Origin of the sequence: Streptomyces sp. enrichment culture (genome assembly GCF_964272855.1) — a bacterium.
In the GTDB taxonomy this organism is placed as follows: Bacteria; Actinomycetota; Actinomycetes; order Streptomycetales; family Streptomycetaceae; genus Streptomyces.
The window spans coordinates 3,953,355-3,975,224 of the sequence record NZ_OZ186847.1 but is presented as its reverse complement, the minus strand read 5'-3'; the positions used below and the strand labels follow the sequence as shown (position 1 = coordinate 3,975,224).

Below are 21,870 nucleotides of genomic sequence, written 5' to 3'. Positions count from 1 at the left end.
GTGAGTTCGACCGCCGCTGTGAGCGCGCCGGCGTCCGCCATATCCGCGTGCACGACACCCGCCACACCTGCGCCTCGCTCCTGGACGGCCGGCAAGAGTCATGGCGGTTGCTGTATTTCGCTGCTGCACGCACGACAGAGGCCACATACGAAAGTTCGTATGTGGCCTCTGACCAGCGTCGGGGTGGCGGGATTTGAACCCACGACCTCTTCGTCCCGAAGCAACTCATGTGATGGCAGGACCAGGGGCGATTGAGTCGTTGACCTGCTGCGATGGTTCACGGTCGTTCGTGCTTGTTCGGCGTTGTTCGCCGCCGTTGTCACTCACTTAGACACTCACCTACCCCCATCACCTCACACCTCCCTGCCCACTTCTCCGCCCCGCCAGCCTGAGCGCTGACGGCGGCGTGAGGTCGGCGGAGCGACTTTGGCCTGGAGCTGCTTTGGCGCGAGTGATCAGGGCCCATTACGCTAGCCCGCGGATCGGGCAGGCTTGTGGACCTGCCCGTTAGTGCCCGATTTTGGGCCCTGATCTTCGAGGCTCGCGCCAAAGTGGCTGGCTAAAGTCGTGGAGCCGACCGCCCCCCATCGGGGTATGTCGGGGGCTCCCGCATGGCCACCGGCCCTATCCACACGTGGGCGCGCGTCGGCGCAGCCCGCGCGGAGCGGGCCGGAGGCAGGAGCGGCGCGCGGAGCGGAGCCGGGAAGCGCGCCCGGCGGAGCGGAGCGCAGCCGGGGCTTGATGAGGTAGAGAAATCCGTAACTCCGGTCTGTCTGGGGGCGGTTCGAGCGTCCACTGTCACTTTTACTGACAGCGCCACGAATCGGCGTGGGTACCGTCGTAGTGTCGAAGGGAACCCATGATGAGGGAACTGACAACGGGGCAGCGTGTCGCAAGGGCCCGGCGCCGCCTCGGCTGGGATCAAGCGCAACTGGCTGTCGCTGTCGATCGCTCCGTGAGCTGGGTATCCAAGATCGAAACCGGGCGCTTGCCGCTGGATCGCATGAGCGTTCTCGGTCAGCTCGCCGAGGTTCTCGGCGTGGAGGTCATAGAGCTAACTGGACAGCCGTACCGGCACGAGACTTCGGAACTCGACTCGGGACACTCCTCCATCCCCGGCCTCCGCCTTGCACTCCAACAGGCGACGATGCCCGGCGGGGCGGCCCTCATTACGGCGGCTCATCCCCCCACCCTCCTCGACCTCACGGCCCGGGTAGAGGCTGCCGAAAGGCTGAGGCAGGATGCCAAGTTCACGGCACTGGGGGATGTTCTCCCGCAGATTCTTCGTGACCTGGTCGTCCTCTGCGACGTGGCCGGAGGTGAGGATGTACCGCGTGCCGAAGCGCTCATGCTCCGGGCAAGTCATATGGCGCGCGTCTCCTCCAATCTGCTCGGGCATCACGACCTAGGGTGGAGCGCCGTTCAGCGCGAACTGGTGGCTGCTGAGCGGGCGGATTCTCCGGTCCTCCGCGCTGCGGCACGTTGGGATCTGTGCGGCGTCTGGCTGCATGAGGGCGAGCTGGGAGCGGCGCGGGACATGGCTCGCAAGGCCCTCGATGATCTCGAACCGCATATGTCCACTGCTGATCAGGCTGTGCGCTCGCTGTGGGGTGCGATGCATCTTCGTGCGGCGGTTGCTTGGTCTCGGCTCTGGGATCGCTCGGAGGCGGAGTCGCACCTAGCTGAGGCCCGCCAAGCAGCCGCCGGCGTAGCGGAGGACGGGAACGTCTTCCAGACGCAGTTCAACGCCGTTAACGCGGAGATCCATTCTGTGGAGGTGAGTTTGGAGCTGGGGCATCCCCGCGACGTGCTCTCGCGGGCCGAGCTGGTCGGCATCGAGCGCATCGCGTCGGGCGAGCGACAGTCGCACTTCTGGGTCTGCACCGCTGTCGGGCAGATGATGAACGGCAAACCTGCTCTCGCTGCGGACGCGATTTTGAAGGCCGATGGGATCGCCCCTCAGCACGTGCGTAACAGGCCGATCGCCCGCAACCTCGTTGATGACCTCAGGTCGTCGGATCGGCACGCGCACTCGGCGGAGATTCGGCGCCTCGCCACGAGCATGAAGCTGGGCTGATCACAACTGAGAGGGGGAGACGGCCGTGAGGGTCGCGGACAGGGCACGGTTATTAGTTGAGCTGCACGACATCAGGAGGAAGCTCGCCGAAGCCACCCAGCGCGTTGAACGGCTGTCTTCCTCGATCAGTGACGCTCGCGAACCCGGTGTTCGAGCCGATCAAGCCGCGAGTTGATCAGGTCTAGGGCGGCCTTAATCTCGCTCAGCTCGTCGGCCATGGCGCTGTCCGGCACGGCTGAGTCCGTGGTTACCGGGTCGCTGGCTACGAAGGTTCCGCGTCCTTGCTGGCTGACGATCAGTCGTTCGCCGCGAAGGATGTCGAGCGCATGGCGGATGGTCATTGCGGCAACGCCGTAGTGCTCCGCCATCTTGGCGTTCCCGTCGAGCCTCTGCCCAGGCTTTAGCGCTCCCGATGCGATCTTCCGGCGAAGGTCGTCGGCTACCTGCTCGTAGGCGCTGCGCGGGTCGTCCTGGCTCACGGTCACGCCTCCAGGTTACCTAAGTGACCTAAAGAAATCTGCCCCCAGGTCTTGCGTAGAGCCTTGAGGCAACTAATCTAGGTAACACAAGAGAAGTTAGACAGGTTGCTTTGCCTGTCTCAGCCGGGGGCGGCGCTCCTACCGCCAAGCAGATTCGCCGCCCCCTCGTCCCCTGAGGGAGCTTCCATCATGCCTGCCTCTCCCCTGACTGTGCAGATCTCGCTTCAGCGTGCTTGCCCGGCCTGCCTGGGCGTTCGGTGCGCCGACCCCGCCGAGTGCCTGTACTTCCTGACCTCGCGCCCGTGGGGTGACTGCATCAAGTGCGACGGCACCGGATGGGCCGGTGAAGACTCCCTGCTGGAGATCTTCTGCGGCTACTGCGACGGCTCCGGTCTCAACGAGTACACCCCCGGCACGATCACCCCGGACGAGATCAGCGATCGGGCCAAGGAGCGGCTCGCCGCCTACATCGCTCGCCTGAACGAGATCGTGTCCCAGTCCCCGGCTCCACTGGCGGTGGCTGCGTGACCGCGACGTTCCCTGTCGCCCCTGAGGCCGTGGCTGGTGCTGCGGCCTCTTTGGGTACCGACCCGCTTACCCTCGCTGATCTGCTGCGGGTGGCGAACTCGCCCGGATTCGACCGCTGGCAGGAACAGGTACGCCGCACAGGTGGCTGCGCTCACCCGATCCGGCTGCGGGGCGAGACCGTCACCCGCGACCGCGCGACCGGTGAAGTCCTCTACTCGTACAGCACCGCGAACGAGCCGGGCGGCATGCTCCGGGTCGCCTGCGGCAACCGGCGGGCCTCCCGCTGTCCGGCCTGCGCCTGGACCTACGCCGGGGACACCTACCACCTCATCCGGGCCGGGATCACCGGCGACGAACACAAGGACGTGCCCGCCACCGTGCGGGATCACCCCCGCGTCTTCGCCACCCTCACCGCCCCCTCGTTCGGACCGGTCCACAACCGGCCCGCCTCCGGCCGGTGCCGCTGCGGCACCAGCCACGCCGAGGACGACCCCGTCCTGGGCACGGCACTCAACCCGGAGACGTACGACTACGCCGGGGCGGTGCTCTGGAACAACTTCGCCGGGGACCTGTGGCGGCGCTTCACTATCTACCTCCGCCGGGAGATCGCCGCCCGCGCTGGCCTGACCCAGACGGCCATGAAGGCGGTGTGCCGGGTCTCCTTCGGCAAGGTCGCCGAGTTCCAGAAACGCGGCTCCGTCCACTTCCACGCCGTGGTGCGCCTGGACGGTCCGGACGGCCCCGACACCGCGCCCCCGGCCTGGGCCACGGTTGCCCTCCTGGACGGCGCGATCCGTGCTGCCTCCGCTCGGGTCGCCGTACCGGTGCCCTCCGCCGGCGCTTTCGCGCATCGCGTGCTGCGCTGGGGCTCGCAGGTCGACGTCCAGGCCATCGGCGCCCTCGGGCAGGAGGAACTGACCGAGCAGGCCGTCGCCTCCTACGTGGCCAAGTACGCCACCAAAGCGGCCGAGACCACCGGCACCGTGGACCACCGCATCGGGGAGCTGTCCGAACTCGACCAGCTGCCGCTGCCCGACCACACCCGGCGTCTGATCGAAGCCTGCTGGGACCTGGACGACGCCTACCCGGAACGGCTGCTCGCCCGCTGGGCTCACATGCTCGGCTTCCGCGGCCACTTCTCCACCAAGTCCCGCCGCTACTCCACCACCCTCGGCGCCCTCCGCCAGGTCCGCGCCGACTACCGCGCCCGCCAGGAACGCCGCGAACGCGGACTCTCCGAAGACCTCGACGACACGGAGGGCTCCACGCTCGTGCTCGCCCACTGGACCTACGCCGGACAAGGCCACACCCCCGGCGAATCCTGGCTCGCCGCCACGATCGCAAAGGAGATCCGACTGAACCGAGAGACAGCACGCGAAGCCCTGACGGACCTTCAAGGTATGGGGGGCTGGGATGACTGACGAACTCCTGACGGTCCGTGAGGTCACGGCCGCACTGAAGATCGGTCGGACCAAGGTCTACGACCTCATCCGGACCAAGGAACTGCCGTCGTTAACCATCGGTCGTAGTCGCCGGATACCGGCTGAGGCGGTGCGTACATACCTCGCTTCTCGTATGGACCTGGGGAAGGCAGCCTGATGACGAAGCGACGGAGCCGGGGTGACGGCGGTCTCCACTGGGATGAGAAGCGGCAGCGTTGGATCGCCACGGCGAGTCTCGGCTACGACGCCAGCGGCAAGCGGATCGTGAAGCGGGCCAGCGGCAAGACCAAGACGGAAGCCAAGGCCAAGCTCAAGGAGGTCTTGCGCGACTACGAAGACGGCCTTGCCATCGCGCCGACCGGCTACACCGTCAAGGACGCGGTGACGGACTGGCTGACGTACGGTCTGGCGGGCCTCGACCCCAGCACTGTCGAGACCGTGACCCTGCTGAGTCAGAAGCACGTCATCCCGTCGCTCGGCGCCCGCAAGCTTCGTGACCTGAGCGCGGAGGACGTAGATCGCTGGCTGGCCACCAAGGCGAAGACGCTCAGCACACGCACGCTCCAAGGGATCCACTCCTGCCTGAACCGCTCGGTCAAGCGGGCCATGGCGCGGGACAAGGTGAAGCGGAACGTCGTTGAGCTGTGCTCGGTACCTCAGGGGCAGGCGGGGCGCCCCTCCAAGGCGCTCACCTTCGCTCAGGCTGAGGCAGTGCTGAAGGGGGCCGAAGGGACCTCGATGTACGCCTACATCGTCGTTGCGCTGCTGACGGGGGCCCGGACCGAGGAACTGCGGGCGCTCACCTGGGACCACGTCTTCCTGAAGGGGCGGCCGGACCTCGACCCACCACAGCCTCCGCATATCGCTGTCTGGCGGTCGGTGCGGCGGAGCGGCGACACCAAGACGCGGAAGTCTCGGCGCACGCTCGCTCTGCCGGCGCGATGCGTGGAGGCCCTTTGGCAGCAATTCGAGGATCAGGGGTGGGACCGGCTCGCCGCTGATGAGGAGTGGGAGGAACACGGCCTCGTCTTCTCCTCGGCCGTGGGCAAGCCGCTCGACGCTGCCAATGTCCGCCGTGCCTTCCGCCAGGCGCTCAAGGGCATCGAAGGGATCAACGCGGACGAGTGGACGCCGAGGGAGCTGCGGCACAGCTTCGTGTCGCTGCTGTCCGATCGGGGCGTTCCGCTGGAGGAGATCTCCCGGCTCGTCGGGCACTCCGGGACGGCCGTGACTGAGGAGGTCTACCGGAAGCAGATCCGGCCCGTGATTCAGACGGGGGCCGTCGTAATGGACGGGATCTTCGGCGCCGACGCGGGAGGCTCGTAGACACTCAGAAATCCATAGTCACGCACATAGACACGCAGCAAAGCCAGAGGGCCCTCACCGAATCGGTAAGGGCCCTCTGACCTGCTACTTGGCTGTCGGGGTGGCGGGATTTGAACCCACGACCTCTTCGTCCCGAACGAAGCGCGCTGCCAAGCTGCGCTACACCCCGGTGTCGCTGCTTGTCGCGGCGACGTCGTTTACTTTAGCCCACCGGGGGCTGGAGACGAAATCCGGTTTTCGCGCGGTGGCGGATCGGGTTGGGGCGGGCATGGTCGAGGGCCACGAGGAGGACGGCGAAGGCGTACATGGAGAGGCCCAGGAGGAGGGCGTTGCCGAGGACGCCCTTGTAGCCGTGGGCCTCGACGTCGAGGAAGGGGTAGAGGTAGCGGGCCTGGGTGCCGGGGATGAGGAGTTCTCCGCGGATGAAGGAGAACGCCAGGTAGGCCAGGGGGTAGAGCATCCAGCCGGGGGCCTGGCGCAGGTGCAGGCGGCCCGGGGCGGTCAGGAGGAGCCAGTCCAGTACGGCCGCGGCGGGGACCACGGTGTGCAGGAGGTGGTTGGCCGCCGTGTGCCACAGGGTGGGGGAGGCGGTCGCCTGGTCCGTCATGGTGAAGGGGGTCGCCGTGTCCGCCAGCAGCAGGTGGTACACCAGGCCGGCGATCACCGCGTACACCAGCACCGCGCCTGTCAGGGCGCCCGGCAGCGGGTTGCGGGCGGTCCATGCGCGGCGGGCCGAGAGCAGCAGGACCAGTGCGAGCAGGATGCTGCTCTGGATGGTGAAGTAGCCGAGGACCCTCAGCGGGCTGCCCAGCATGAGGTGGATCGTCACGCCGGTCAGGGCCGTGAGGGCGGTGAGCAGGCGGAACACGGCGGCCAGGGGGCGGCGTGCGGGCGCCACCACTGCCGCGGCCGGGACGGGAGCGGGCAGCAGGCCGGGTATGCCCGGGATCGCTGGGAGGTCCGGGATGTCCCTGGGTATCGGGGCGGTCATGCCCTCAAGGTAGGTAGATCAGGCGAAAGGGGCGATTTGGGTGGGCCGAGTGGGTTATCCCGGTCATCCGCCTTCTTCGCCCCTGTCCTGGCTCCTAGCTCAAGCTCATTTGCGTTCCACCAGCGTCAGCAGCGTCGCCTCCGGCGGGCACGCGAAGCGGACCGGGGTGTAGCGGTTCGTTCCGCAGCCCGCCGAGACGTGCAGGTAGGACGTACGGCCGTCCACGGTGTGGGTCGACAGGCCCTTCACGCGGTCGGTGTCCAGGTCGCAGTTGGTGACCAGGGCGCCGTAGAAGGGGATGCAGAGCTGGCCGCCGTGGGTGTGGCCGGCGAGGATCAGGGGGTAGTCGTCGGCCGTGAAGGAGTCGAGGACGCGCAGGTAGGGGGCGTGCACGACGCCCATCGAGAAGTCCGCCGTGCCCGACGGGCCGCCGGCCACCTGCGTGTACCGGTCCCGCTTGATGTGCGGGTCGTCCAGGCCGGTCAGCTCGACCGACACCCCGTCGATCTTCAGCGTGCCGCGCGTGTTGGTCAGGTTCAGCCAGCCGGCGGCGTCGAAGCCGTCACGGAGGTCTTCCCACGGGTTGTGGACCGCGCCCACGGCGGGCGGGTTGCCGTTCAGGCCGTGGCGGCCCTGGACCTTCTCGACCAGGTAGCGGGCGGGGTTGCGGAGCTTGGGGCCGTAGTAGTCGTTCGAGCCGAAGACGTAGGCGCCCGGGAAGTCCATCAGGGGGCCGAGCGCGTCCAGGACCTCCGGGACGCCCTCCGGGTCGGACAGGTTGTCGCCCGTGTTGATCACGAAGTCCGGGCGCAGGCCGGCCAGCGAGCGCAGCCAGCGCTGCTTCTTGCGCTGCCCGCCGACCATGTGGATGTCGGAGACCTGGAGCACCCGCAGCGGGCCCATGCCCGGGGGCAGGACCGGGACGGTCACCCGTCGCAGTCGGAAGGAGCGGGCTTCGAAGCCCGCCGAATAAAGCAGTCCGGCGGCGCCAACCGCCGCGATTCCCAGGGGAACTCCGTATCGCGCGCGCATACGCCCATCGTGTCAGACCCGGCGGTCCGGCCACGCGACGGGCGTCGGCCGCATAAATGAGCGGGCGTCGGGCGTCGTACACCTGCGACAATCAAGCCCATGACCACGCTCAAGTCGAAGCTGCAGGAAGACCTCAACGCCGCGATCAAGGAGCGCGACGAGCTCCGCTCCTCGACGCTCCGGCTGACGCTCGCCGCGATCACCAAGGAGGAGGTCGCGGGCAAGGAGAAGCGCGAGCTCTCCGACGACGAGGTGCAAAAGGTGATCACCCGCGAGGCGAAGAAGCGTCGGGAGGCGGCCGACGCGTTCGCGCAGGGTGGCCGCGCCGAGCAGGCCGAGCGGGAGAAGGCCGAGGGTGAGGTGCTGGCCGACTACCTGCCCAAGCAGCTCAGCGACGAGGAGCTGAACCAGATCGTCGCCCAGGCCGTCGAGGAGGCCAAGGCCGCCGGTGCGGAGGGGCCGCGGGCCATGGGCGCGGTCATGAAGATCGTGAACCCGAAGGTCGCGGGGCAGGCCGAGGGCGGGCGGGTCGCCGCCGCGGTGAAGAAGCTCCTCGCGGGCTGACCAGGCCGGTTCCCAGGCTTGGCCGGGCCGAGCGGCAAGGCCTTCGCCCACGTACGACAGGGCCTTCGCTCACGTATACAGCCACGACGACGGGGGCGCCCCTCTTGCGCAGGGGCGCCCCCGTCGTCGTGAGCCACACGCTTCGCGGTCGGCTACGGCCAGTTCCCGCCGTTCCCGTTCCCGTTGTTCCCGCCGTTGTCGCTGCCCTCGAACCAGCCCTCGGGGATGGAGAAGGACGGTGACGGTTCGGTGCCACCGGTGGTACCACCGGTGGTGAGGCCGCCGAACAGGCCGCCGATGGCGCCGTCACCGTTGCCGTTGTCGTTGTCCCCCCGGCCACGGCCCCGGTCGTCCCGGTCGTCCTCGTCGTCCCGGTCACGGTCCTCGGCGTCGGGGATGTCGACGAGGCTGAAGGACGGGGCCTCCTTGTTGGCGAGGGCGCCCGACATGGCGTCCCGCCAGATCGGGCCGGGGACCTCACCGCCGTAGACCTTGCTGTGCCAGCGGCCGCCGATGTTGATGTTGACCATCTTGACCTGCTGGGTCGCGCTGCCGACCCAGACCGCGCCGGAGAGGTTGGGCGTGTAGCCGACGAACCAGGCGTTCCTGCGCTCGTCCGTCGTACCGGTCTTGCCGGCGCTCTCGCGGCTGGTGAGGCCCGCCTGCTGACCCGTACCGGAGTCGACCACACCGCGCAGCAGCGTGTTGACCGTGTCGGCGGTCTTCTCGGACATGGCGCGCGAGCAGGTGGACTTGGGCACCTCCAGCGACTTCCGCTGGTCGCCGATCTTCTGCGTGATCGCCTCGATCGCGATCGGCGTGCAGTACATGCCCCGGGCGGCGAACGAGGCGTACGCGGTCGCCATGGTCAGCGGCGTGATGCCCCTGGAGCCGAGGGAGATCGCCGGCACCTCGGGCAGCTTCTCGCCGTTGCCCTGCACCACGTCCAGCGCGTCGGTCATCTTCATCACCGGGCACAGGCCGATGTCGGAGATCATCTGGACGAAGTAGGTGTTGACCGACTTCGCCATGGCCTCCTTCAGCCGGTACGGGCCGACCTCGGACTCGTCCTCGTTCTCGACACGCTCGGACGTGGTGTTGACCCACGGCTTGCCGCTGCACGTCTGGACGGGGTCCGGGTACGGCATCTCGTACGGCGAGGAGTACTCCTGCGTCGGCGGGCGCCCTTCCTCCAGGGCGGCCGCGGCGACGAACGGCTTGAAGGTCGAACCGGTCGGGAAGCCGTAGTTCGAGCCGCCCATGGTGCTGCCGACCGAGTAGTTGATCTCGGTCTCGTTGTCGCCGTAGCCGAAGGGCTTGGACTGGCCCATGCCGAGGATCTTGCCGGTGCCGGGCTCGACCAGGGTGGCCGCCGCGGCGACCGAGTCGGACTTGTTGACGTGGTTCTTGAGCGAGTCCTGGACCGACTCCTGGGCCTGAGGGTCGAGGGTGGTGCGGATGGTCAGGCCGCCCTGGTTCCAGACCTTCGCCCGCTCCTCCTTGGTCTTGCCGAAGACCGGGTCGTTGAGGAAGACCTTCTCGACGTACTTGCAGAAGAAGCTGGCGCCCTTGACCGCGGTGATGCAGCCGTTCTTCGGCCGGCTCACCTTCAGCTCCAGCGGCGTCTCCTTGGCGCGGTCGGCGTCGGCCTGGGAGATGTCGCCGACCTCGGCCATCCGCTGGAGGACGACGTTGCGGCGCTTGGTGGCCTCCTCCTCGTCGTTCACCGGGTCGTACCGGCTCGGCGACTGGACGATGCCGGCGAGGAGGGCGGCCTCCTGGAGGTTCAGCTTCTTGGCGGACTTGGAGAAGTACCGCTGGGAGGCGGCCTCGACGCCGTAGGCCTGCTGACCGAAGAACGTGATGTTCAGGTAGTTCTCGAGGATCTTCTTCTTGCCCAGCTCCTGCTCGACCTGGATCGCGTACTTCAGTTCCTTGATCTTGCGGCCGAGGGTCTGCTGGGTGGCCTGCGCGACCTTCGTCGGGTCGTCGCCGGCCTCCTCCACGAAGACGTTCTTCACGTACTGCTGGGTGAGCGTGGAGGCGCCCTCGGCGACCTCGCCGGACTGCGCGTTCTTGTTGAGGGCGCGCAGGACGCCCTTCAGGTCGACCGCGCCGTGCTGGTAGAAGCGGGCGTCCTCGATCGCGACGATCGCCTTCTGCATGTACGGCGAGATGTCCTTGAGGTCGACCACCGTGCGGTCGCGCGAGTAGACCGTGGCGATGGTGCCGCCCGCGGAGTCCAGGATCGTGGTCCGCTGGCTGAGCGGTGGCGTCTTCAGGTTGGCCGGGATCTCGTCGAATCCCTCGACCGACCCCTTCGCCGCGAGCCCCAGCGCGCCCACGGCGGGCAGCGCGATGCCGGCCATGACCGCTCCCGCGAGCACACTGACACCGAGGAACTTGGCGGCCTGCTGCGTTGGCGACAGACCCCCGCCCGAGCGCTTGTTTGCCATGAGGGCAGCCTACGTTCTCATTCGCCGGACACGCGTATATGCCTTGGCCTAAGCTGCTCTCAACTGTCACAGCAGTGGGGCCACGTATCAATACGTCCGGCGACCGCGAATCGTTCCGGATCTGTGGGGCGAGTTCTCGGAGGTATGTCCGAGGGCGTGTTGAGTTCGTGTCCGAATCCGCCTTGTGTGTCACCTGGCGTCCGTTGTGACGCAACTGAACCATCCCGGAATGCCGGGATTGCCGTGCATGTCGCAGGCTCACTCCCCCGGGTGATCTGCCGCTTACGCATAGTCCGTTCGGGCCATTCAAGATTGGGCCCGAAGGGGGTGTTGCGCTGTGCCCACCTTCCGTAACGTCCTCAACTGGCGGCGGTGAATATGCCGCTGCCGCCGTGGGGGAGCCTCGATTCGGGAGAGGACGGCGCCGGTATGGGCTGGGTAACCGACTGGAGTGCGCAGGCGGCCTGCCGCACTACCGATCCGGATGAACTGTTCGTTCAAGGAGCAGCGCAGAACAGGGCCAAGGCGGTGTGCACCGGATGCCCGGTGCGGACCGAGTGCCTGGCCGACGCGCTCGACAACCGCGTCGAGTTCGGCGTGTGGGGAGGCATGACGGAGCGGGAGCGCCGCGCACTGCTGCGCAGGCGGCCCACCGTGACCTCCTGGCGCCGGCTGCTGGAGACGGCTCGTACGGAGTACGAGCGGGGCGCCGGGCTGGTGCCTCTCGACGACGACCAGGTGTACGAGAACTACGCGGCGGTGAGCTGAGCCCCGCAGGGCTCAGGCCGACGGGGGCCGGGAAGCCACCGTCGGCCGTTGGAGGCTCGGGCCGCGTTGCGACTCGGCCGCGTTGCGGACTCGGACCCTGAGGGTTCGGGTTCTGTGGCTCGGAGCACGGATTCGGCGCGTCGCAGTTCAGGGCAGTAACCGCGCACGCGCCGTCAGGGCGAACACTCTCACCCGCCTCCCGGCTCGCCTTCCGTCGGCTCCGGCCGGTACGCGGCCAGCCGGTCTCCGATGTCCCGCAGTCCCGCGAGGTCGTGCACGTCGCCGGGCAGCGCGGCCACTTCGGTCACCGCCACCTCGGGATGGAGCGCGGTGAAGCGGTCACGTGTGCGCCGCTCACGGGCGATCAGCTGCATGCGCTCGGCGTGCAGCCTCAGCAGACTCGCGGTGATGCGGTCGACGGACCGCTCCTCGTCGGCGCGCTCGTCAGCCGTGCGCTCCGCTGCGGAGTGTTCCTCGTCGGTCTGTTCCAGGTCCGGTGCGGCGGGGGAGCCGTCGGCGTCCGGTACGGCGGCCTCGGCCGGGTCGGCGGGGGAGCCTTCGTCGGAAACCGAACTGCCGCGTGTGTCGGGGGAGTTACGAAGTCCAGCTTTCCCGCCCCCCTGATCCACAATGCGGGTCTCCTCAAGATTTTCCGCGGCGGCGAGCGCCCGCTCGGCCGACAGCCCGTCGGCGCCGCTGCCGTGGACCCGGTTGAGCACCAGCCCGGCGAGCGGCATGTCCTCCGCGGCCAGCCGCCGCACGAAGTACGCGGCCTCGCGCAGCGCGTCCCGCTCCGGGGCCGCGACCACCAGGAACGCCGTACCGGGCGCCTGGAGCAGCTTGTAGGTGGCGTCCGCGCGGGTGCGGAACCCGCCGAAGGTCGTGTCCATCGCGGCCACGAACGTCTGGACGTCCTTCAGCAGCTGACCGCCGAGCAGCTTGCCGAGGGTGCCGGTCATCATCGACATCCCGACGTTCAGGAACTTCATCCCCGCGCGGCCGCCCAGCTTGGCCGGCGCGGTCAGGAGCCGGATCAGCCGCCCGTCCAGGAAGGAGCCGAGCCGCTTCGGCGCGTCGAGGAAGTCCAGCGCGGAGCGCGAGGGCGGCGTGTCGACGACGATGAGGTCCCACTCGTCCTTCGACCGCAGCTGCCCCAGCTTCTCCATCGCCATGTACTCCTGCGTGCCGGCGAAGCCGGCGGAGAGCGACTGGTAGAAGGGGTTGCCCAGGATCGCGGCCGCCCGGTCGGGGTCCGCGTGCGCCTCGACGATCTCGTCGAAGGTGCGCTTCATGTCGAGCATCATCGCGTGCAGCTCGCCGTCGCCCTCGACGCCCTTCACCCGGCGCGGGGTGTTGTCGAGGGAGTCGATGCCCATCGACTGGGCGAGGCGGCGCGCCGGGTCGATGGTGAGCACGACGACCTTGCGGCCGCGTTCGGCCGCGCGCAGGCCCAGCGCCGCCGCCGTGGTGGTCTTGCCGACGCCGCCCGAGCCGCAGCACACCACGATCCGGGTCTGCGGGTCGTCGAGCAGCGGGTCGATGTCGAGCACGCGCGCGGGGGCGAGGTGATGGTGGGTCGGGGTGGAGTCCGGACTCATGTCATCCCCTGCTTCCGCAGCTCGGTGGCGAGTTCGTACAGGCCCGCCAGGTCCATGCCCTCGGCGAGCAGCGGCAGCTCGTGCAGCGGCAGGTCCAGTTCGCCGAGGACGGCGCGCTGCTCGTGCTCCAGCTGGTACCGCGCGGCGTACTCGTCGGCCTGCCCCAGCAGCGGGTCCACCAGCCGCTCGGCGTGCTGGCCGCGGCGCGCGCCGCCCAGCCCGGCCGCCGACAGGGAACGGGCGAGTTCGGCGTGCGGGAGGGTCCGTACGAGGTCCAGGTCGGCCGCGTCGAGCAGCTCGGGGCGGACCATGTTGACGATGACCCGGCCGACCGGCAGCCGGGCGGCGCGCAGTTCGGCGATGCCGTCGGCGGTCTCCTGGACCGGCATCTCCTCCAGCAGCGTCACCAGGTGCACCGCCGTCTCCGGGGACTTCAGGACCCGCATCACGGCCTGCGCCTGATTGTGTATCGGGCCGATCTTGGCGAGCCCGGCCACCTCGTCGTTGACGTTGAGGAAGCGGGTGATGCGCCCGGTGGGCGGCGCGTCCATGACGACGTAGTCGTAGACGAACCGTCCGGTCCTGTCCTTGCGCCGGACCGCCTCGCAGGCCTTGCCGGTGAGGAGGACGTCCCTCAGGCCGGGCGCGATGGTGGTGGCGAAGTCGATGGCGCCGAGTTTCTTCAGGGCCCGTCCGGCGCTCCCCAGCTTGTAGAACATCTGGAGGTAGTCCAGAAGGGCCAGTTCGGGATCGATGGCGAGGGCGAACACCTCCCCGCCCCCGGGAGCGACGGCGATCTTCCGCTCCTCGTAGGGCAGCGCCTCCGTCTCGAATAGCTGTGCGATGCCTTGCCGGCCTTCGACCTCGACGAGGAGCGTCCGCTTCCCCTCCGTGGCGAGGGCCAGCGCGAGGGCGGCGGCGACCGTCGTCTTTCCGGTCCCGCCCTTGCCGCTGACGACCTGGAGCCTGCTCACGCCTTCGAGCGTAACCAGTCCGCGCCCGACGCAATCCGGAGGCTGTGGACAACTGTCGTCCGTGGCTGCTCGCGGCCGTCCGCGGGAGCCCGTCACCGCTGTCGCCGGGCCGTCCGCCGGAGCCCGCCGCGACAGCGGCTACAGTCGCCCCATGACCAAGTGGGAATACGCAACCGTGCCGCTGCTCGTCCATGCCACGAAGCAGATTCTGGACACCTGGGGCGAGGACGGCTGGGAGCTCGTCCAGGTCGTGCCCGGCCCGAACAACCCCGAGCAGCTGGTGGCCTACCTGAAGCGGGAGAAGCAGGCGTGAGCGCGGTCGAGGCGAAGCTCGCCGAGCTGGGCCTGACGCTGCCGGCGGTCGTCCCGCCGCTGGCCGCCTACCAGCCGGCCGTGCGGTCCGGCGTGTACGTCTACACCGCCGGCCAGCTGCCGATGGTGGACGGCAAGCTGCCCGTCACCGGCAAGGTCGGCGCGGAGGTCACGGCCGAGGAGGCCAAGGCCCTCGCCCGGACCTGCGCGCTGAACGCGCTCGCCGCCGTCAAGTCCGTCGTCGGTGACCTGGACCGCGTCGCGCGGGTCGTCAAGGTCGTCGGCTTCGTGGCGTCGGCCGCGGACTTCACCGGCCAGCCGGGCGTCCTCAACGGCGCCAGCGAACTGCTGGGCGAGGTCCTGGGCGACAAGGGCGTCCACGCGCGGAGCGCGGTCGGCGTCGCGGTGCTGCCGCTGGACGCGCCGGTGGAGGTCGAGATCCAGGTGGAGCTGACGGAGGCGTAGGCTCATCGCCTCGCCCTTCCGTCGCGGCGGTGATCGTTTGCCTCTCGAACATGCGCGCGTTCCGGGATAGCCTCCGGCCATGGCGAACGGTCAGTGGTACCCCCCTGAGTGGCCGGAGCTCATCCGCGCGCTGGCGGACGGCACCCTCACCCCGGTGCTCCCCAAGCGCGCGGCCACGGTGATGCTCCTGAAGGACACCGACAGCGGCACCGCCGTCCACATGCTGCGCAGACGCGCCTCCATGGCCTTCGCCGGAGGCGCGTACGCCTATCCGGGCGGCGGCGTCGACCCACGGGACGACGACCGGCACGTCCGCTGGGCGGGCCCCACGCGCGCGTGGTGGGCGGACCGGCTCGGCGTCGACGAGACCGCCGCCCAGGCGATCGTCTGCGCCGCCGTCCGGGAGACCTATGAGGAGGCGGGCGTCCTCCTGGCCGGCCCCGCACCCGACACCGTCGTCGGCGACACCACCGGCGACGACTGGGAGGCGGACCGCGCGGCGCTCGTCGCCCGCGAGCTGTCGTTCGCCGAGTTCCTGGACCGCCGCGGCCTGGTGCTGCGCTCCGACCTGCTGGGCGCCTGGACCCGCTGGATCACCCCCGAGTTCGAGCCCCGCCGCTACGACACGTGGTTCTTCGTCGCCGCGCTCCCCGAGGGCCAGCGCACCCGCAACGCCTCCTCCGAGGCGGACCGCACGGTGTGGATCCGGCCGGCGGACGCCGCGGCCGCGTACGACAAGGGCGAACTGCTGATGATGCCGCCCACCATCGCCACCCTGCGGCAGCTGACGCCCTACGGCACGGCCGCCGAGACGCTGGCCGCCGCACCGGACCGGGACCTCGCTCCCGTCCTCGCACAGGCCCGCCTGGAGGGCGGGGAGATCGTGCTCTCCTGGCCGGGCCACGACGAGTTCACCAAGCACATCCCGACCGGGGGAGCCCCCGCATGACCGACGCAAGCGCCCTTCCCGGCCAGCCGCGCGGCGGGGTCCTCTCCGGACCCGCCACCGCGCGGGCCGTCAACGTCCTCGCCCCCAACCCGTCCGCGATGACCCTGGACGGCACCAACACCTGGATCCTGTCGGAACCCGGCTCCGACCTGGCCGTCGTGGTCGACCCCGGACCGCTGGACGAGGGCCACCTGAAGCACGTCGTCGAAACCGCCGAGCAGGACGGCAAACGCGTCGCCCTGACCCTGCTGACGCACGGCCACCCCGACCACGCGGAGGGCGCCGCCCGCTTCGCCGAACTCACCGGCACGCGCGTACGGGCCCTCGACCCGGCGCTGCGCCTCGGCGACGAGGGCCTGGCGGCCGGCGACGTGATCCGCGTGGGCGGCCTGGAGCTGCGCGTCGTCCCGACCCCCGGCCACACCGCGGACTCCCTCTGCTTCCACGTCCCGGCCGACCAGGCGGTCCTGACGGGCGACACGATCCTCGGCCGCGGTACGACGGTCGTGGCGCACCCCGACGGCCGCCTCGGCGACTATCTGGACTCCCTGCGCCGCCTGAGGTCCCTCACGGTCGACGACGGCGTCCACACCGTCCTGCCGGGCCACGGGCCGGTCCTGGACGACGCCCAGGGCGCCGTGGAGTTCTACCTCGCCCACCGCGCCCACCGCCTCGCCCAGGTAGAGACGGCCGTGGAGGACGGCTACCGTACGGCCGCCCAGGTCGTCGGCCACGTCTACGCCGACGTGGACCGCTCCCTGTGGCCGGCGGCGGAACTGTCGGTCCGGGCGCAGCTGGAGTACCTGGAGGAACACGGGCTCATCTAGGGCCTCGGCGCTTTGACGCCGTGCACGCGCGCGTACTCCTCGGCGAGCCAGGGCCCGAGGTCGCCGGTGTACGAGTCGAGGACGGCCCGATCGCCCGACGGCTCGTACCCGAGGGCGGCCGCCGCGCGGAGCTGGTCCGCGCGGGCGGGGTAGTACGCGGCGAACACCTCCGCCATCTCCCTCAGGTCGCTGGTCCAGCCGCCCCAGCGCGGCATGACCAGCGTGAACCCGGTGCGGACGAGATGCCGGGACATGAACCGCACCAGCGGCCGCCGGGCCTCCTCGGTGTCGTCGGCGGCGGCGATCCGCGCGCGCCAGCGGGGCAGGAGCAGGGGCAGGTCGCCGTTGGTCTCCCGGGCCAGGAGGCCGTCGGGGCGGTAGCGCGGCAGGTGCGCGGCCAGGTCCTCGCCGGTCAGCGGGGTGCACAGGCAGGCCACGAACCAGCCGAGATCGTGGGTCTCCACGTCGCTCAGGAGCCTGGCCCGGCTGTGGAGCAGGATGCCGACGCCGTCGATCTCGGCGAACTCGTCGTCGAGCTCCGCGCCGAGCCGGTCGGCGGCGGCGCGGTCGGCCTCCCCGGCCTCCCAGTCCTCCGCGCGGAGGGCGACCAGCAGATCGAGGTCGCTGCGCCCCACGCGCGCGGTGCCCCGGGGAATCGAGCCGTAGAGGTACGCGCTGTGCAGCCGCTCCCCGAAGGCGTGCGGCAGTCTGTCGCGGGCGGCGGCCACGACCGCGCGGAAGGCGGGCTGGACGCGCTCCAGGGAGCCTTCACGCGTCAGCCGGCCCTGGGAGTCGACGCCCTTCGGCGGAACGGTTTCGCACACCCGCCCACCATGCGCCGACGGGGTCCCGCCCTCCAAGAGGCGGGACCCCGTCGACGGTGGTCCGGTGCCCGGCGTCAGCGCGAGCGCTTCGCCAGGCGCTCGACGTCCAGGAGGATCACCGCGCGGGCCTCCAGACGGAGCCAGCCGCGCTGGGCGAAGTCGGCGAGCGCCTTGTTGACCGTCTCACGGGAGGCGCCGACGAGCTGGGCCAGCTCCTCCTGGGTGAGGTCGTGGACGACGTGGATGCCTTCCTCGGACTGCACGCCGAAGCGGCGCGAGAGGTCCAGCAGGGCACGCGCGACACGGCCCGGGACGTCCGAGAAGACCAGGTCCGACATGGCGTCGTTGGTCTTGCGCAGCCGGCGGGCGACGGCGCGCAGCAGCGCGGCGGCCACCTCGGGGCGGGCGTTCAGCCAGGGCTGGAGGTCGCCGTGGCCGAGGCCGAGCAGCTTGACCTCGGTGAGCGCGGTGGCGGTCGCCGTGCGCGGGCCCGGGTCGAAGAGCGACAGCTCGCCGATCAGCTCGCCGGGGCCGACCACGGCGAGCATGTTCTCGCGGCCGTCCGGCGACGTGCGGTGGAGCTTGACCTTGCCTTCGGTGACCACGTAGAGCCGGTCGCCCGGGTCGCCCTCGTGGAACAGGGAGTCACCACGCGCGAGGGTCACCTCACTCATGGAGGCACGCAGCTCCGCGGCCTGCTCGTCGTCGAGCGCCGCGAAGAGCGGATTCCGCCGCAGAACGTCGTCCACGAGTTCTCTCCTTGTCGACCTGCTCAGGGGATCTTGCTCCCCCTTGTACCAGGGGACCGTGGTGCCCATTTTGCCGGACGGTCCAAACAGTGTGATCTGTCACAAGGATGCCGCACTGGTGTCCCGTGGTAAGCGGCAGGGGTCCAATTGGGCGCCGATCTTCGAGGTCCGGGGCGGATGTCAGTGCGGGGCCGTAGGCTGGCCGAGTGTCCAAAACGCCGGTGAGAGCACAGGCCTAGGGGGCTGCACGGGTGGTTGTACGTCGCGATTCCGCTGTGGGCGAACAGAGTGCCGGTGGTGAGGGAAAAACGGCAAAGGCGACAAAGGCGGCAAAGAAGGCTGCTGTGAAGAAGTCGGCCCCCGCGAGGAAGGCCACCGCAGCCAAGGCCAGGAAGTCCGTGCCCGCGAAGAAGAGCACGGCCGCCGCCAAGAAGAGCACGGCCAAGAAGGCCACGGGCAAGAAGACCGCCGCTGAGAAGGCGACCGCCACCGTCGTCCGCAAAGCCACCGTCAAGAAGGCCGAGATCGCCCCCAAGAAGGCCACCGCCGCCGTCGAGAAGGTCGCCCCCGCGAAGACGATCACGCCGAAGCCGCCCCGCGCGGAGTCCCGTGTCGCCCTGGTCCGCCGGGCCCGCCGGATCAACCGCGAACTCGCCGAGGTCTTCCCGTACGCCCACCCCGAGCTGGACTTCGACAACCCCTTCCAGCTCCTGGTCGCCACGGTGCTCTCCGCCCAGACCACCGACCTGCGCGTCAACCAGACCACCCCCGCGCTGTTCGCCCGGTACCCGACCCCCGAGGAACTGGCCGCCGCCAACCCGGAGGACGTCGAGGAGATCCTGCGTCCCTGCGGGTTCTTCCGGGCCAAGACCCGGTCGGTGATGGGGCTGTCCAAGGCGCTCACGGAGGAGTTCGGCGGCGAGGTCCCCGGCCGTCTCGAAGACCTCGTCAAACTGCCCGGCGTCGGCCGCAAGACGGCCTTCGTGGTCCTCGGCAACGCCTTCGGCCGTCCCGGCATCACCGTCGACACGCACTTCCAGCGGCTCGTACGGCGCTGGCAGTGGACCGAGGAGACCGAACCGGACAAGATCGAGGCCGCCGTCGGCGCGCTGTTCCCGAAGAGCGACTGGACGGACCTCTCGCACCACGTCATCTGGCACGGCCGCCGCATCTGCCACGCCCGCAAGCCCGCCTGCGGCGCCTGCCCCATCGCTCCGCTCTGCCCGGCGTACGGCGAGGGCGAGACGGACCCCGAGAAGGCGAGGAAGCTGCTGAAGTACGAGAAGGGCGGTCTGCCCGGCCAGCGCCTGAACCCACCGCAGGCCTACCTGGACGCGGGCGGCAAGCCGGCCCCGCCGCTGGGGGCCGGATGAGGGGCGCGGCGGTGCACGAGCCCCGCGCCGGGGCGCGCGGCCCCCACGCGTCCGCGCCGACACCACCGGGCCCAACCGTGCGCGCGGAACGATCTCAGGTGTCTCGGGCGTTGGAAACGGCAAGGCGACGGGGGTGGCGATGAGGCGGGCGAGCGAGACGCAGGGCGGGCCGGTCGTGGTCAGCAGGGAAGGGCTGCCCGGCTGGCTGGATCCGGTGGTGCGGGCCGTGGAGACCGTCAAGCCGCTCCAGCTGAGCCGCTTCCTGCCGCCGGAGGACGGGGCGGGCCGCCAGTCCGCCGTCCTGGTGCTGTTCGGTGAGGGCGAGCGCGGACCGGAGCTGTTGCTGATGGAGCGCGCCGGCACCCTGCGGTCGCACGCGGGGCAGCCGTCCTTCCCGGGCGGCGCCCTGGACCCCGAGGACGGCGACGCGCACGGCGACGGCCCGCTGCGGGCCGCGCTGCGTGAGGCCGAGGAGGAGACCGGGCTCGACCCCTCGGGCGTCCAGGTCTTCGGCGTGCTGCCCAAGCTGTACATCCCGGTCAGCGGCTTCGTGGTGACCCCGGTGCTGGGCTGGTGGCGCGAGCCGAGCCCGGTCGGTGTCGTCGACCCCAACGAGACCGCGCGCGTGTTCACCGTGCCCGTGGCGGATCTCACGAACCCCGACCACCGCGCGACGACCGTCCACCCCAGTGGCCACCGAGGTCCGGCATTTCTGGTCGAATCGGCTCTGGTCTGGGGTTTCACCGCCGGGATCATCGACCGGCTGCTGCACTACGCCGGCTGGGAGCGCCCCTGGGACCGCGAGAAGCTGGTCCCGCTCGACTGGCGTGCATGACAGGGTGGCCCCCGTGCTGTGTTTCCCCGGGGGACGCCCCCGGGACCCCCGGCCGAGTCGGCGGGACCGGAGAATGACGAGGCGAGGCCTGAATCGGTGAACGTGCTGGACATCCTGTTGCTGGTCGCGGCCGTGTGGTTCGCGATCGTCGGCTATCGCCAGGGCTTCGTCGTCGGCATCCTGTCGGTGATCGGCTTCCTGGGCGGCGGCCTCGTCGCCGTCTACGCGCTGCCCTTCATCTGGGATCTGCTCACCGACAACGCGGAGGTGAGCACGACCGCCGCCGTCGTCGCGGTCGTCGTCGTGATCGTCTGCGCCTCCGTCGGCCAGGCGCTGACCACCCATCTCGGCAACAAGCTGCGCCGGTACATCACCTGGACCCCGGCCCGTGCCCTGGACGCCACCGGCGGCGCCCTCGTCAACGTGGTCGCGATGCTGCTGGTCGCCTGGCTGATCGGTTCCGCCCTCGCGGGCACCACGCTGCCGACGCTCGGCAAGGAGGTCCGTGACTCCAAGGTGCTGCTCGGGGTGTCGCGGGCGCTGCCCGCGCAGGCCGACATCTGGTTCGCGGACTTCTCCTCGGTGCTCGCGCAGAACGGCTTCCCGCAGGTCTTCAGCCCGTTCGCGAACGAGCCGATCACCGACGTCCAGCCGCCCGACCCGGCGCTCGCGGGCAGCCCGGTCGCCGCCCGCGCCCAGCGTTCCATCGTCAAGGTGGTGGGCACCGCGCAGAGCTGCGGCAAGGTACTGGAGGGCACGGGCTTCGTCTTCGGCGACCGCCGCGTCATGACCAACGCCCACGTCGTGGGCGGCGTCGACGACCCCACCGTGCAGATAGGCGGGGAGGGCAAGAAGTACGACGCCACGGTCGTGCTCTACGACTGGGAGCGCGACATCGCCGTACTGGACGTGCCCGATCTGCGGGCGCCCGTACTGAAGTTCACCGAGGACGACGCCGCGAGCGGCGACGGCGCGATCGTCGCCGGCTTCCCGGAGAACGGCGCGTACGACGTGCGCTCGGCGCGGGTGCGCGGGCGCATCACCGCCAACGGGCCGGACATCTACCACCGCGGCACCGTCCGGCGCGACGTGTACTCGCTGTACGCGACCGTCCGTCAGGGCAACTCCGGCGGCCCGCTGCTCACCCCGGAGGGCGAGGTCTACGGCGTGGTGTTCGCCAAGTCCCTGGACGACGCCGAGACGGGGTACGCGCTGACCGTGGACGAGATCCGGGAGGACATCACCGCGGGGCGTACGGCCAACCAGCAGGTGGGCACCGACAGCTGCGCGCTGTGACGCGC

General features: G+C 70.0%; 22 protein-coding genes and 1 tRNA gene. 14 read left to right on the top strand and 9 right to left on the bottom strand.

Going from position 1 to position 21,870, the window contains the following annotated elements; genetic code table 11:
• Nucleotides 1–859 precede the first annotated feature (859 nt).
• Nucleotides 860–2,077, top strand: coding sequence for a helix-turn-helix domain-containing protein (locus ACSU6L_RS17110; protein WP_437057762.1), 1,218 nt, complete (start codon nucleotides 860–862; stop codon nucleotides 2,075–2,077).
• 125 nt (nucleotides 2,078–2,202) lie between these two features.
• Here the strand turns inward: ACSU6L_RS17110 and ACSU6L_RS17105 are convergent, their stop codons facing one another.
• Complete coding sequence (locus ACSU6L_RS17105) at nucleotides 2,203–2,562, bottom strand: winged helix-turn-helix domain-containing protein (RefSeq protein ID WP_437057760.1); 360 nt, start codon at nucleotides 2,560–2,562, stop codon at nucleotides 2,203–2,205.
• A 183-nt stretch (nucleotides 2,563–2,745) separates the two neighbouring features.
• Here ACSU6L_RS17105 and ACSU6L_RS17100 point away from each other — a divergent pair, with 183 nt between their 5' ends.
• Genes ACSU6L_RS17100 through ACSU6L_RS17085 form a run of 4 tightly spaced genes read left to right on the top strand, consistent with a single transcriptional unit; the run spans nucleotide 2,746 to nucleotide 5,852 of the window.
• Nucleotides 2,746–3,084 carry a hypothetical protein gene (locus tag ACSU6L_RS17100; protein WP_437057758.1) on the top strand — a complete coding sequence of 113 codons (339 nt, stop codon included), beginning with the start codon at nucleotides 2,746–2,748 and terminating at the stop codon, nucleotides 3,082–3,084.
• A 29-nt stretch (nucleotides 3,085–3,113) separates the two neighbouring features.
• Nucleotides 3,114–4,505: a replication initiator protein RepSA gene (repSA, locus tag ACSU6L_RS17095; protein WP_437057756.1), complete on the top strand. Its 1,392-nt coding sequence runs from the start codon at nucleotides 3,114–3,116 to the stop codon at nucleotides 4,503–4,505.
• Nucleotides 4,498–4,683: a helix-turn-helix domain-containing protein gene (locus tag ACSU6L_RS17090; protein WP_437057754.1), complete on the top strand. Its 186-nt coding sequence runs from the start codon at nucleotides 4,498–4,500 to the stop codon at nucleotides 4,681–4,683. The genes repSA and ACSU6L_RS17090 overlap by 8 nt, the downstream gene beginning before the upstream one ends.
• Entirely contained in the window at nucleotides 4,683–5,852 is a 1,170-nt protein-coding gene (locus tag ACSU6L_RS17085; RefSeq protein ID WP_437057752.1) for a site-specific integrase, read from the top strand. The genes ACSU6L_RS17090 and ACSU6L_RS17085 overlap by 1 nt, the downstream gene beginning before the upstream one ends.
• Nucleotides 5,853–5,947: 95 nt before the next feature.
• On the opposite strand, the gene ACSU6L_RS17080 is transcribed toward ACSU6L_RS17085, so the two are convergent.
• From ACSU6L_RS17080 to ACSU6L_RS17070, 3 genes are all read right to left on the bottom strand, one after another.
• Nucleotides 5,948–6,021, bottom strand: a tRNA-Pro gene (locus ACSU6L_RS17080).
• A gap of 33 nt (nucleotides 6,022–6,054) precedes the next feature.
• Nucleotides 6,055–6,843, bottom strand: a complete 789-nt coding sequence (locus ACSU6L_RS17075) for a Pr6Pr family membrane protein (RefSeq protein ID WP_437057750.1) — start codon at nucleotides 6,841–6,843, stop codon at nucleotides 6,055–6,057.
• 105 nt (nucleotides 6,844–6,948) lie between these two features.
• On the bottom strand, nucleotides 6,949–7,875 hold the full coding sequence (locus ACSU6L_RS17070; RefSeq protein ID WP_437057748.1) for a metallophosphoesterase: 927 nt from the start codon (nucleotides 7,873–7,875) through the stop codon (nucleotides 6,949–6,951).
• 99 nt (nucleotides 7,876–7,974) lie between these two features.
• Here ACSU6L_RS17070 and ACSU6L_RS17065 point away from each other — a divergent pair, with 99 nt between their 5' ends.
• Nucleotides 7,975–8,439 carry a GatB/YqeY domain-containing protein gene (locus ACSU6L_RS17065; protein ID WP_073943214.1) on the top strand — a complete coding sequence of 155 codons (465 nt, stop codon included), beginning with the start codon at nucleotides 7,975–7,977 and terminating at the stop codon, nucleotides 8,437–8,439.
• A gap of 152 nt (nucleotides 8,440–8,591) precedes the next feature.
• On the opposite strand, the gene ACSU6L_RS17060 is transcribed toward ACSU6L_RS17065, so the two are convergent.
• Nucleotides 8,592–10,895 (bottom strand): transglycosylase domain-containing protein, encoded by a 2,304-nt coding sequence (locus tag ACSU6L_RS17060; RefSeq protein ID WP_437057746.1) that lies wholly within the window; start codon nucleotides 10,893–10,895, stop codon nucleotides 8,592–8,594.
• A 429-nt stretch (nucleotides 10,896–11,324) separates the two neighbouring features.
• Between ACSU6L_RS17060 and wblA the strand changes: the two genes are divergently transcribed.
• The gene (wblA, locus tag ACSU6L_RS17055) at nucleotides 11,325–11,663 is read left to right on the top strand and encodes a transcriptional regulator WblA (protein ID WP_063608098.1); all 339 of its coding nucleotides are present in this window, start codon (nucleotides 11,325–11,327) and stop codon (nucleotides 11,661–11,663) included.
• A gap of 188 nt (nucleotides 11,664–11,851) precedes the next feature.
• Here wblA and ACSU6L_RS17050 read toward each other — a convergent pair whose 3' ends face one another.
• Together ACSU6L_RS17050 and ACSU6L_RS17045 are read right to left on the bottom strand one after the other, a co-directional pair.
• Complete coding sequence (locus tag ACSU6L_RS17050; RefSeq protein ID WP_437057743.1) at nucleotides 11,852–13,261, bottom strand: ArsA family ATPase; 1,410 nt, start codon at nucleotides 13,259–13,261, stop codon at nucleotides 11,852–11,854.
• On the bottom strand, nucleotides 13,258–14,235 hold the full coding sequence (locus ACSU6L_RS17045; RefSeq protein WP_437057741.1) for an ArsA family ATPase: 978 nt from the start codon (nucleotides 14,233–14,235) through the stop codon (nucleotides 13,258–13,260). The genes ACSU6L_RS17050 and ACSU6L_RS17045 overlap by 4 nt, the downstream gene beginning before the upstream one ends.
• Before the next feature lie 151 nt (nucleotides 14,236–14,386).
• Here ACSU6L_RS17045 and ACSU6L_RS17040 point away from each other — a divergent pair, with 151 nt between their 5' ends.
• From ACSU6L_RS17040 to ACSU6L_RS17025, 4 genes are all read left to right on the top strand, one after another.
• The gene (locus ACSU6L_RS17040) at nucleotides 14,387–14,548 is read left to right on the top strand and encodes a DUF4177 domain-containing protein (RefSeq protein ID WP_003975360.1); all 162 of its coding nucleotides are present in this window, start codon (nucleotides 14,387–14,389) and stop codon (nucleotides 14,546–14,548) included.
• Nucleotides 14,545–15,012 carry a RidA family protein gene (locus tag ACSU6L_RS17035; protein ID WP_073943218.1) on the top strand — a complete coding sequence of 156 codons (468 nt, stop codon included), beginning with the start codon at nucleotides 14,545–14,547 and terminating at the stop codon, nucleotides 15,010–15,012. Before ACSU6L_RS17040 ends, ACSU6L_RS17035 begins: the two co-directional genes overlap by 4 nt.
• 79 nt (nucleotides 15,013–15,091) lie before the next feature.
• Nucleotides 15,092–15,961, top strand: a complete 870-nt coding sequence (locus ACSU6L_RS17030) for an NUDIX hydrolase (RefSeq protein ID WP_365513547.1) — start codon at nucleotides 15,092–15,094, stop codon at nucleotides 15,959–15,961.
• Nucleotides 15,958–16,788, top strand: coding sequence for an MBL fold metallo-hydrolase (locus tag ACSU6L_RS17025; protein ID WP_437057738.1), 831 nt, complete (start codon nucleotides 15,958–15,960; stop codon nucleotides 16,786–16,788). The genes ACSU6L_RS17030 and ACSU6L_RS17025 overlap by 4 nt, the downstream gene beginning before the upstream one ends.
• Here ACSU6L_RS17025 and ACSU6L_RS17020 read toward each other — a convergent pair.
• Entirely contained in the window at nucleotides 16,785–17,612 is an 828-nt protein-coding gene (locus ACSU6L_RS17020) for a nucleotidyltransferase domain-containing protein (RefSeq protein WP_437057736.1), read from the bottom strand. The two genes, ACSU6L_RS17025 and ACSU6L_RS17020, sit on opposite strands and share 4 nt — an antisense overlap.
• Nucleotides 17,613–17,686: 74 nt before the next feature.
• Nucleotides 17,687–18,361 carry a Crp/Fnr family transcriptional regulator gene (locus tag ACSU6L_RS17015; RefSeq protein ID WP_029382547.1) on the bottom strand — a complete coding sequence of 225 codons (675 nt, stop codon included), beginning with the start codon at nucleotides 18,359–18,361 and terminating at the stop codon, nucleotides 17,687–17,689.
• Between the two features lie 398 nt (nucleotides 18,362–18,759).
• Here ACSU6L_RS17015 and nth point away from each other — a divergent pair, with 398 nt between their 5' ends.
• From nth to ACSU6L_RS17000, 3 genes are all read left to right on the top strand, one after another.
• A complete protein-coding gene (nth, locus tag ACSU6L_RS17010; protein WP_437064928.1) occupies nucleotides 18,760–19,734 on the top strand; it encodes an endonuclease III in 975 nt (324 codons plus the stop codon).
• 139 nt (nucleotides 19,735–19,873) lie between these two features.
• Complete coding sequence (locus ACSU6L_RS17005; protein WP_437057734.1) at nucleotides 19,874–20,569, top strand: NUDIX hydrolase; 696 nt, start codon at nucleotides 19,874–19,876, stop codon at nucleotides 20,567–20,569.
• Between the two features lie 96 nt (nucleotides 20,570–20,665).
• A complete protein-coding gene (locus tag ACSU6L_RS17000) occupies nucleotides 20,666–21,865 on the top strand; it encodes a MarP family serine protease (protein WP_437057732.1) in 1,200 nt (399 codons plus the stop codon).
• The last annotated feature ends 5 nt before the right edge of the window (nucleotides 21,866–21,870 follow it).

Bases quoted from the DNA above. Each gene is read 5' to 3' on its own strand.
- ACSU6L_RS17085 (WP_437057752.1), top strand. From the start codon at position 4,683: ATGACGAAGCGACGGAGCCGGGGTGACGGCGGTCTCCACTGGGATGAG.
- ACSU6L_RS17060 (WP_437057746.1), bottom strand. From the start codon at position 10,895: ATGGCAAACAAGCGCTCGGGCGGGGGTCTGTCGCCAACGCAGCAGGCC.
- ACSU6L_RS17110 (WP_437057762.1), top strand. From the start codon at position 860: ATGATGAGGGAACTGACAACGGGGCAGCGTGTCGCAAGGGCCCGGCGC.
- ACSU6L_RS17075 (WP_437057750.1), bottom strand. From the start codon at position 6,843: ATGACCGCCCCGATACCCAGGGACATCCCGGACCTCCCAGCGATCCCG.
- ACSU6L_RS17040 (WP_003975360.1), top strand. From the start codon at position 14,387: ATGACCAAGTGGGAATACGCAACCGTGCCGCTGCTCGTCCATGCCACG.
- ACSU6L_RS17050 (WP_437057743.1), bottom strand. From the start codon at position 13,261: ATGAGTCCGGACTCCACCCCGACCCACCATCACCTCGCCCCCGCGCGC.
- ACSU6L_RS17100 (WP_437057758.1), top strand. From the start codon at position 2,746: ATGCCTGCCTCTCCCCTGACTGTGCAGATCTCGCTTCAGCGTGCTTGC.
- ACSU6L_RS17065 (WP_073943214.1), top strand. From the start codon at position 7,975: ATGACCACGCTCAAGTCGAAGCTGCAGGAAGACCTCAACGCCGCGATC.
- ACSU6L_RS17030 (WP_365513547.1), top strand. From the start codon at position 15,092: ATGGCGAACGGTCAGTGGTACCCCCCTGAGTGGCCGGAGCTCATCCGC.
- ACSU6L_RS17005 (WP_437057734.1), top strand. From the start codon at position 19,874: ATGAGGCGGGCGAGCGAGACGCAGGGCGGGCCGGTCGTGGTCAGCAGG.
- ACSU6L_RS17025 (WP_437057738.1), top strand. From the start codon at position 15,958: ATGACCGACGCAAGCGCCCTTCCCGGCCAGCCGCGCGGCGGGGTCCTC.
- ACSU6L_RS17070 (WP_437057748.1), bottom strand. From the start codon at position 7,875: ATGCGCGCGCGATACGGAGTTCCCCTGGGAATCGCGGCGGTTGGCGCC.
- ACSU6L_RS17090 (WP_437057754.1), top strand. From the start codon at position 4,498: ATGACTGACGAACTCCTGACGGTCCGTGAGGTCACGGCCGCACTGAAG.
- wblA (WP_063608098.1), top strand. From the start codon at position 11,325: ATGGGCTGGGTAACCGACTGGAGTGCGCAGGCGGCCTGCCGCACTACC.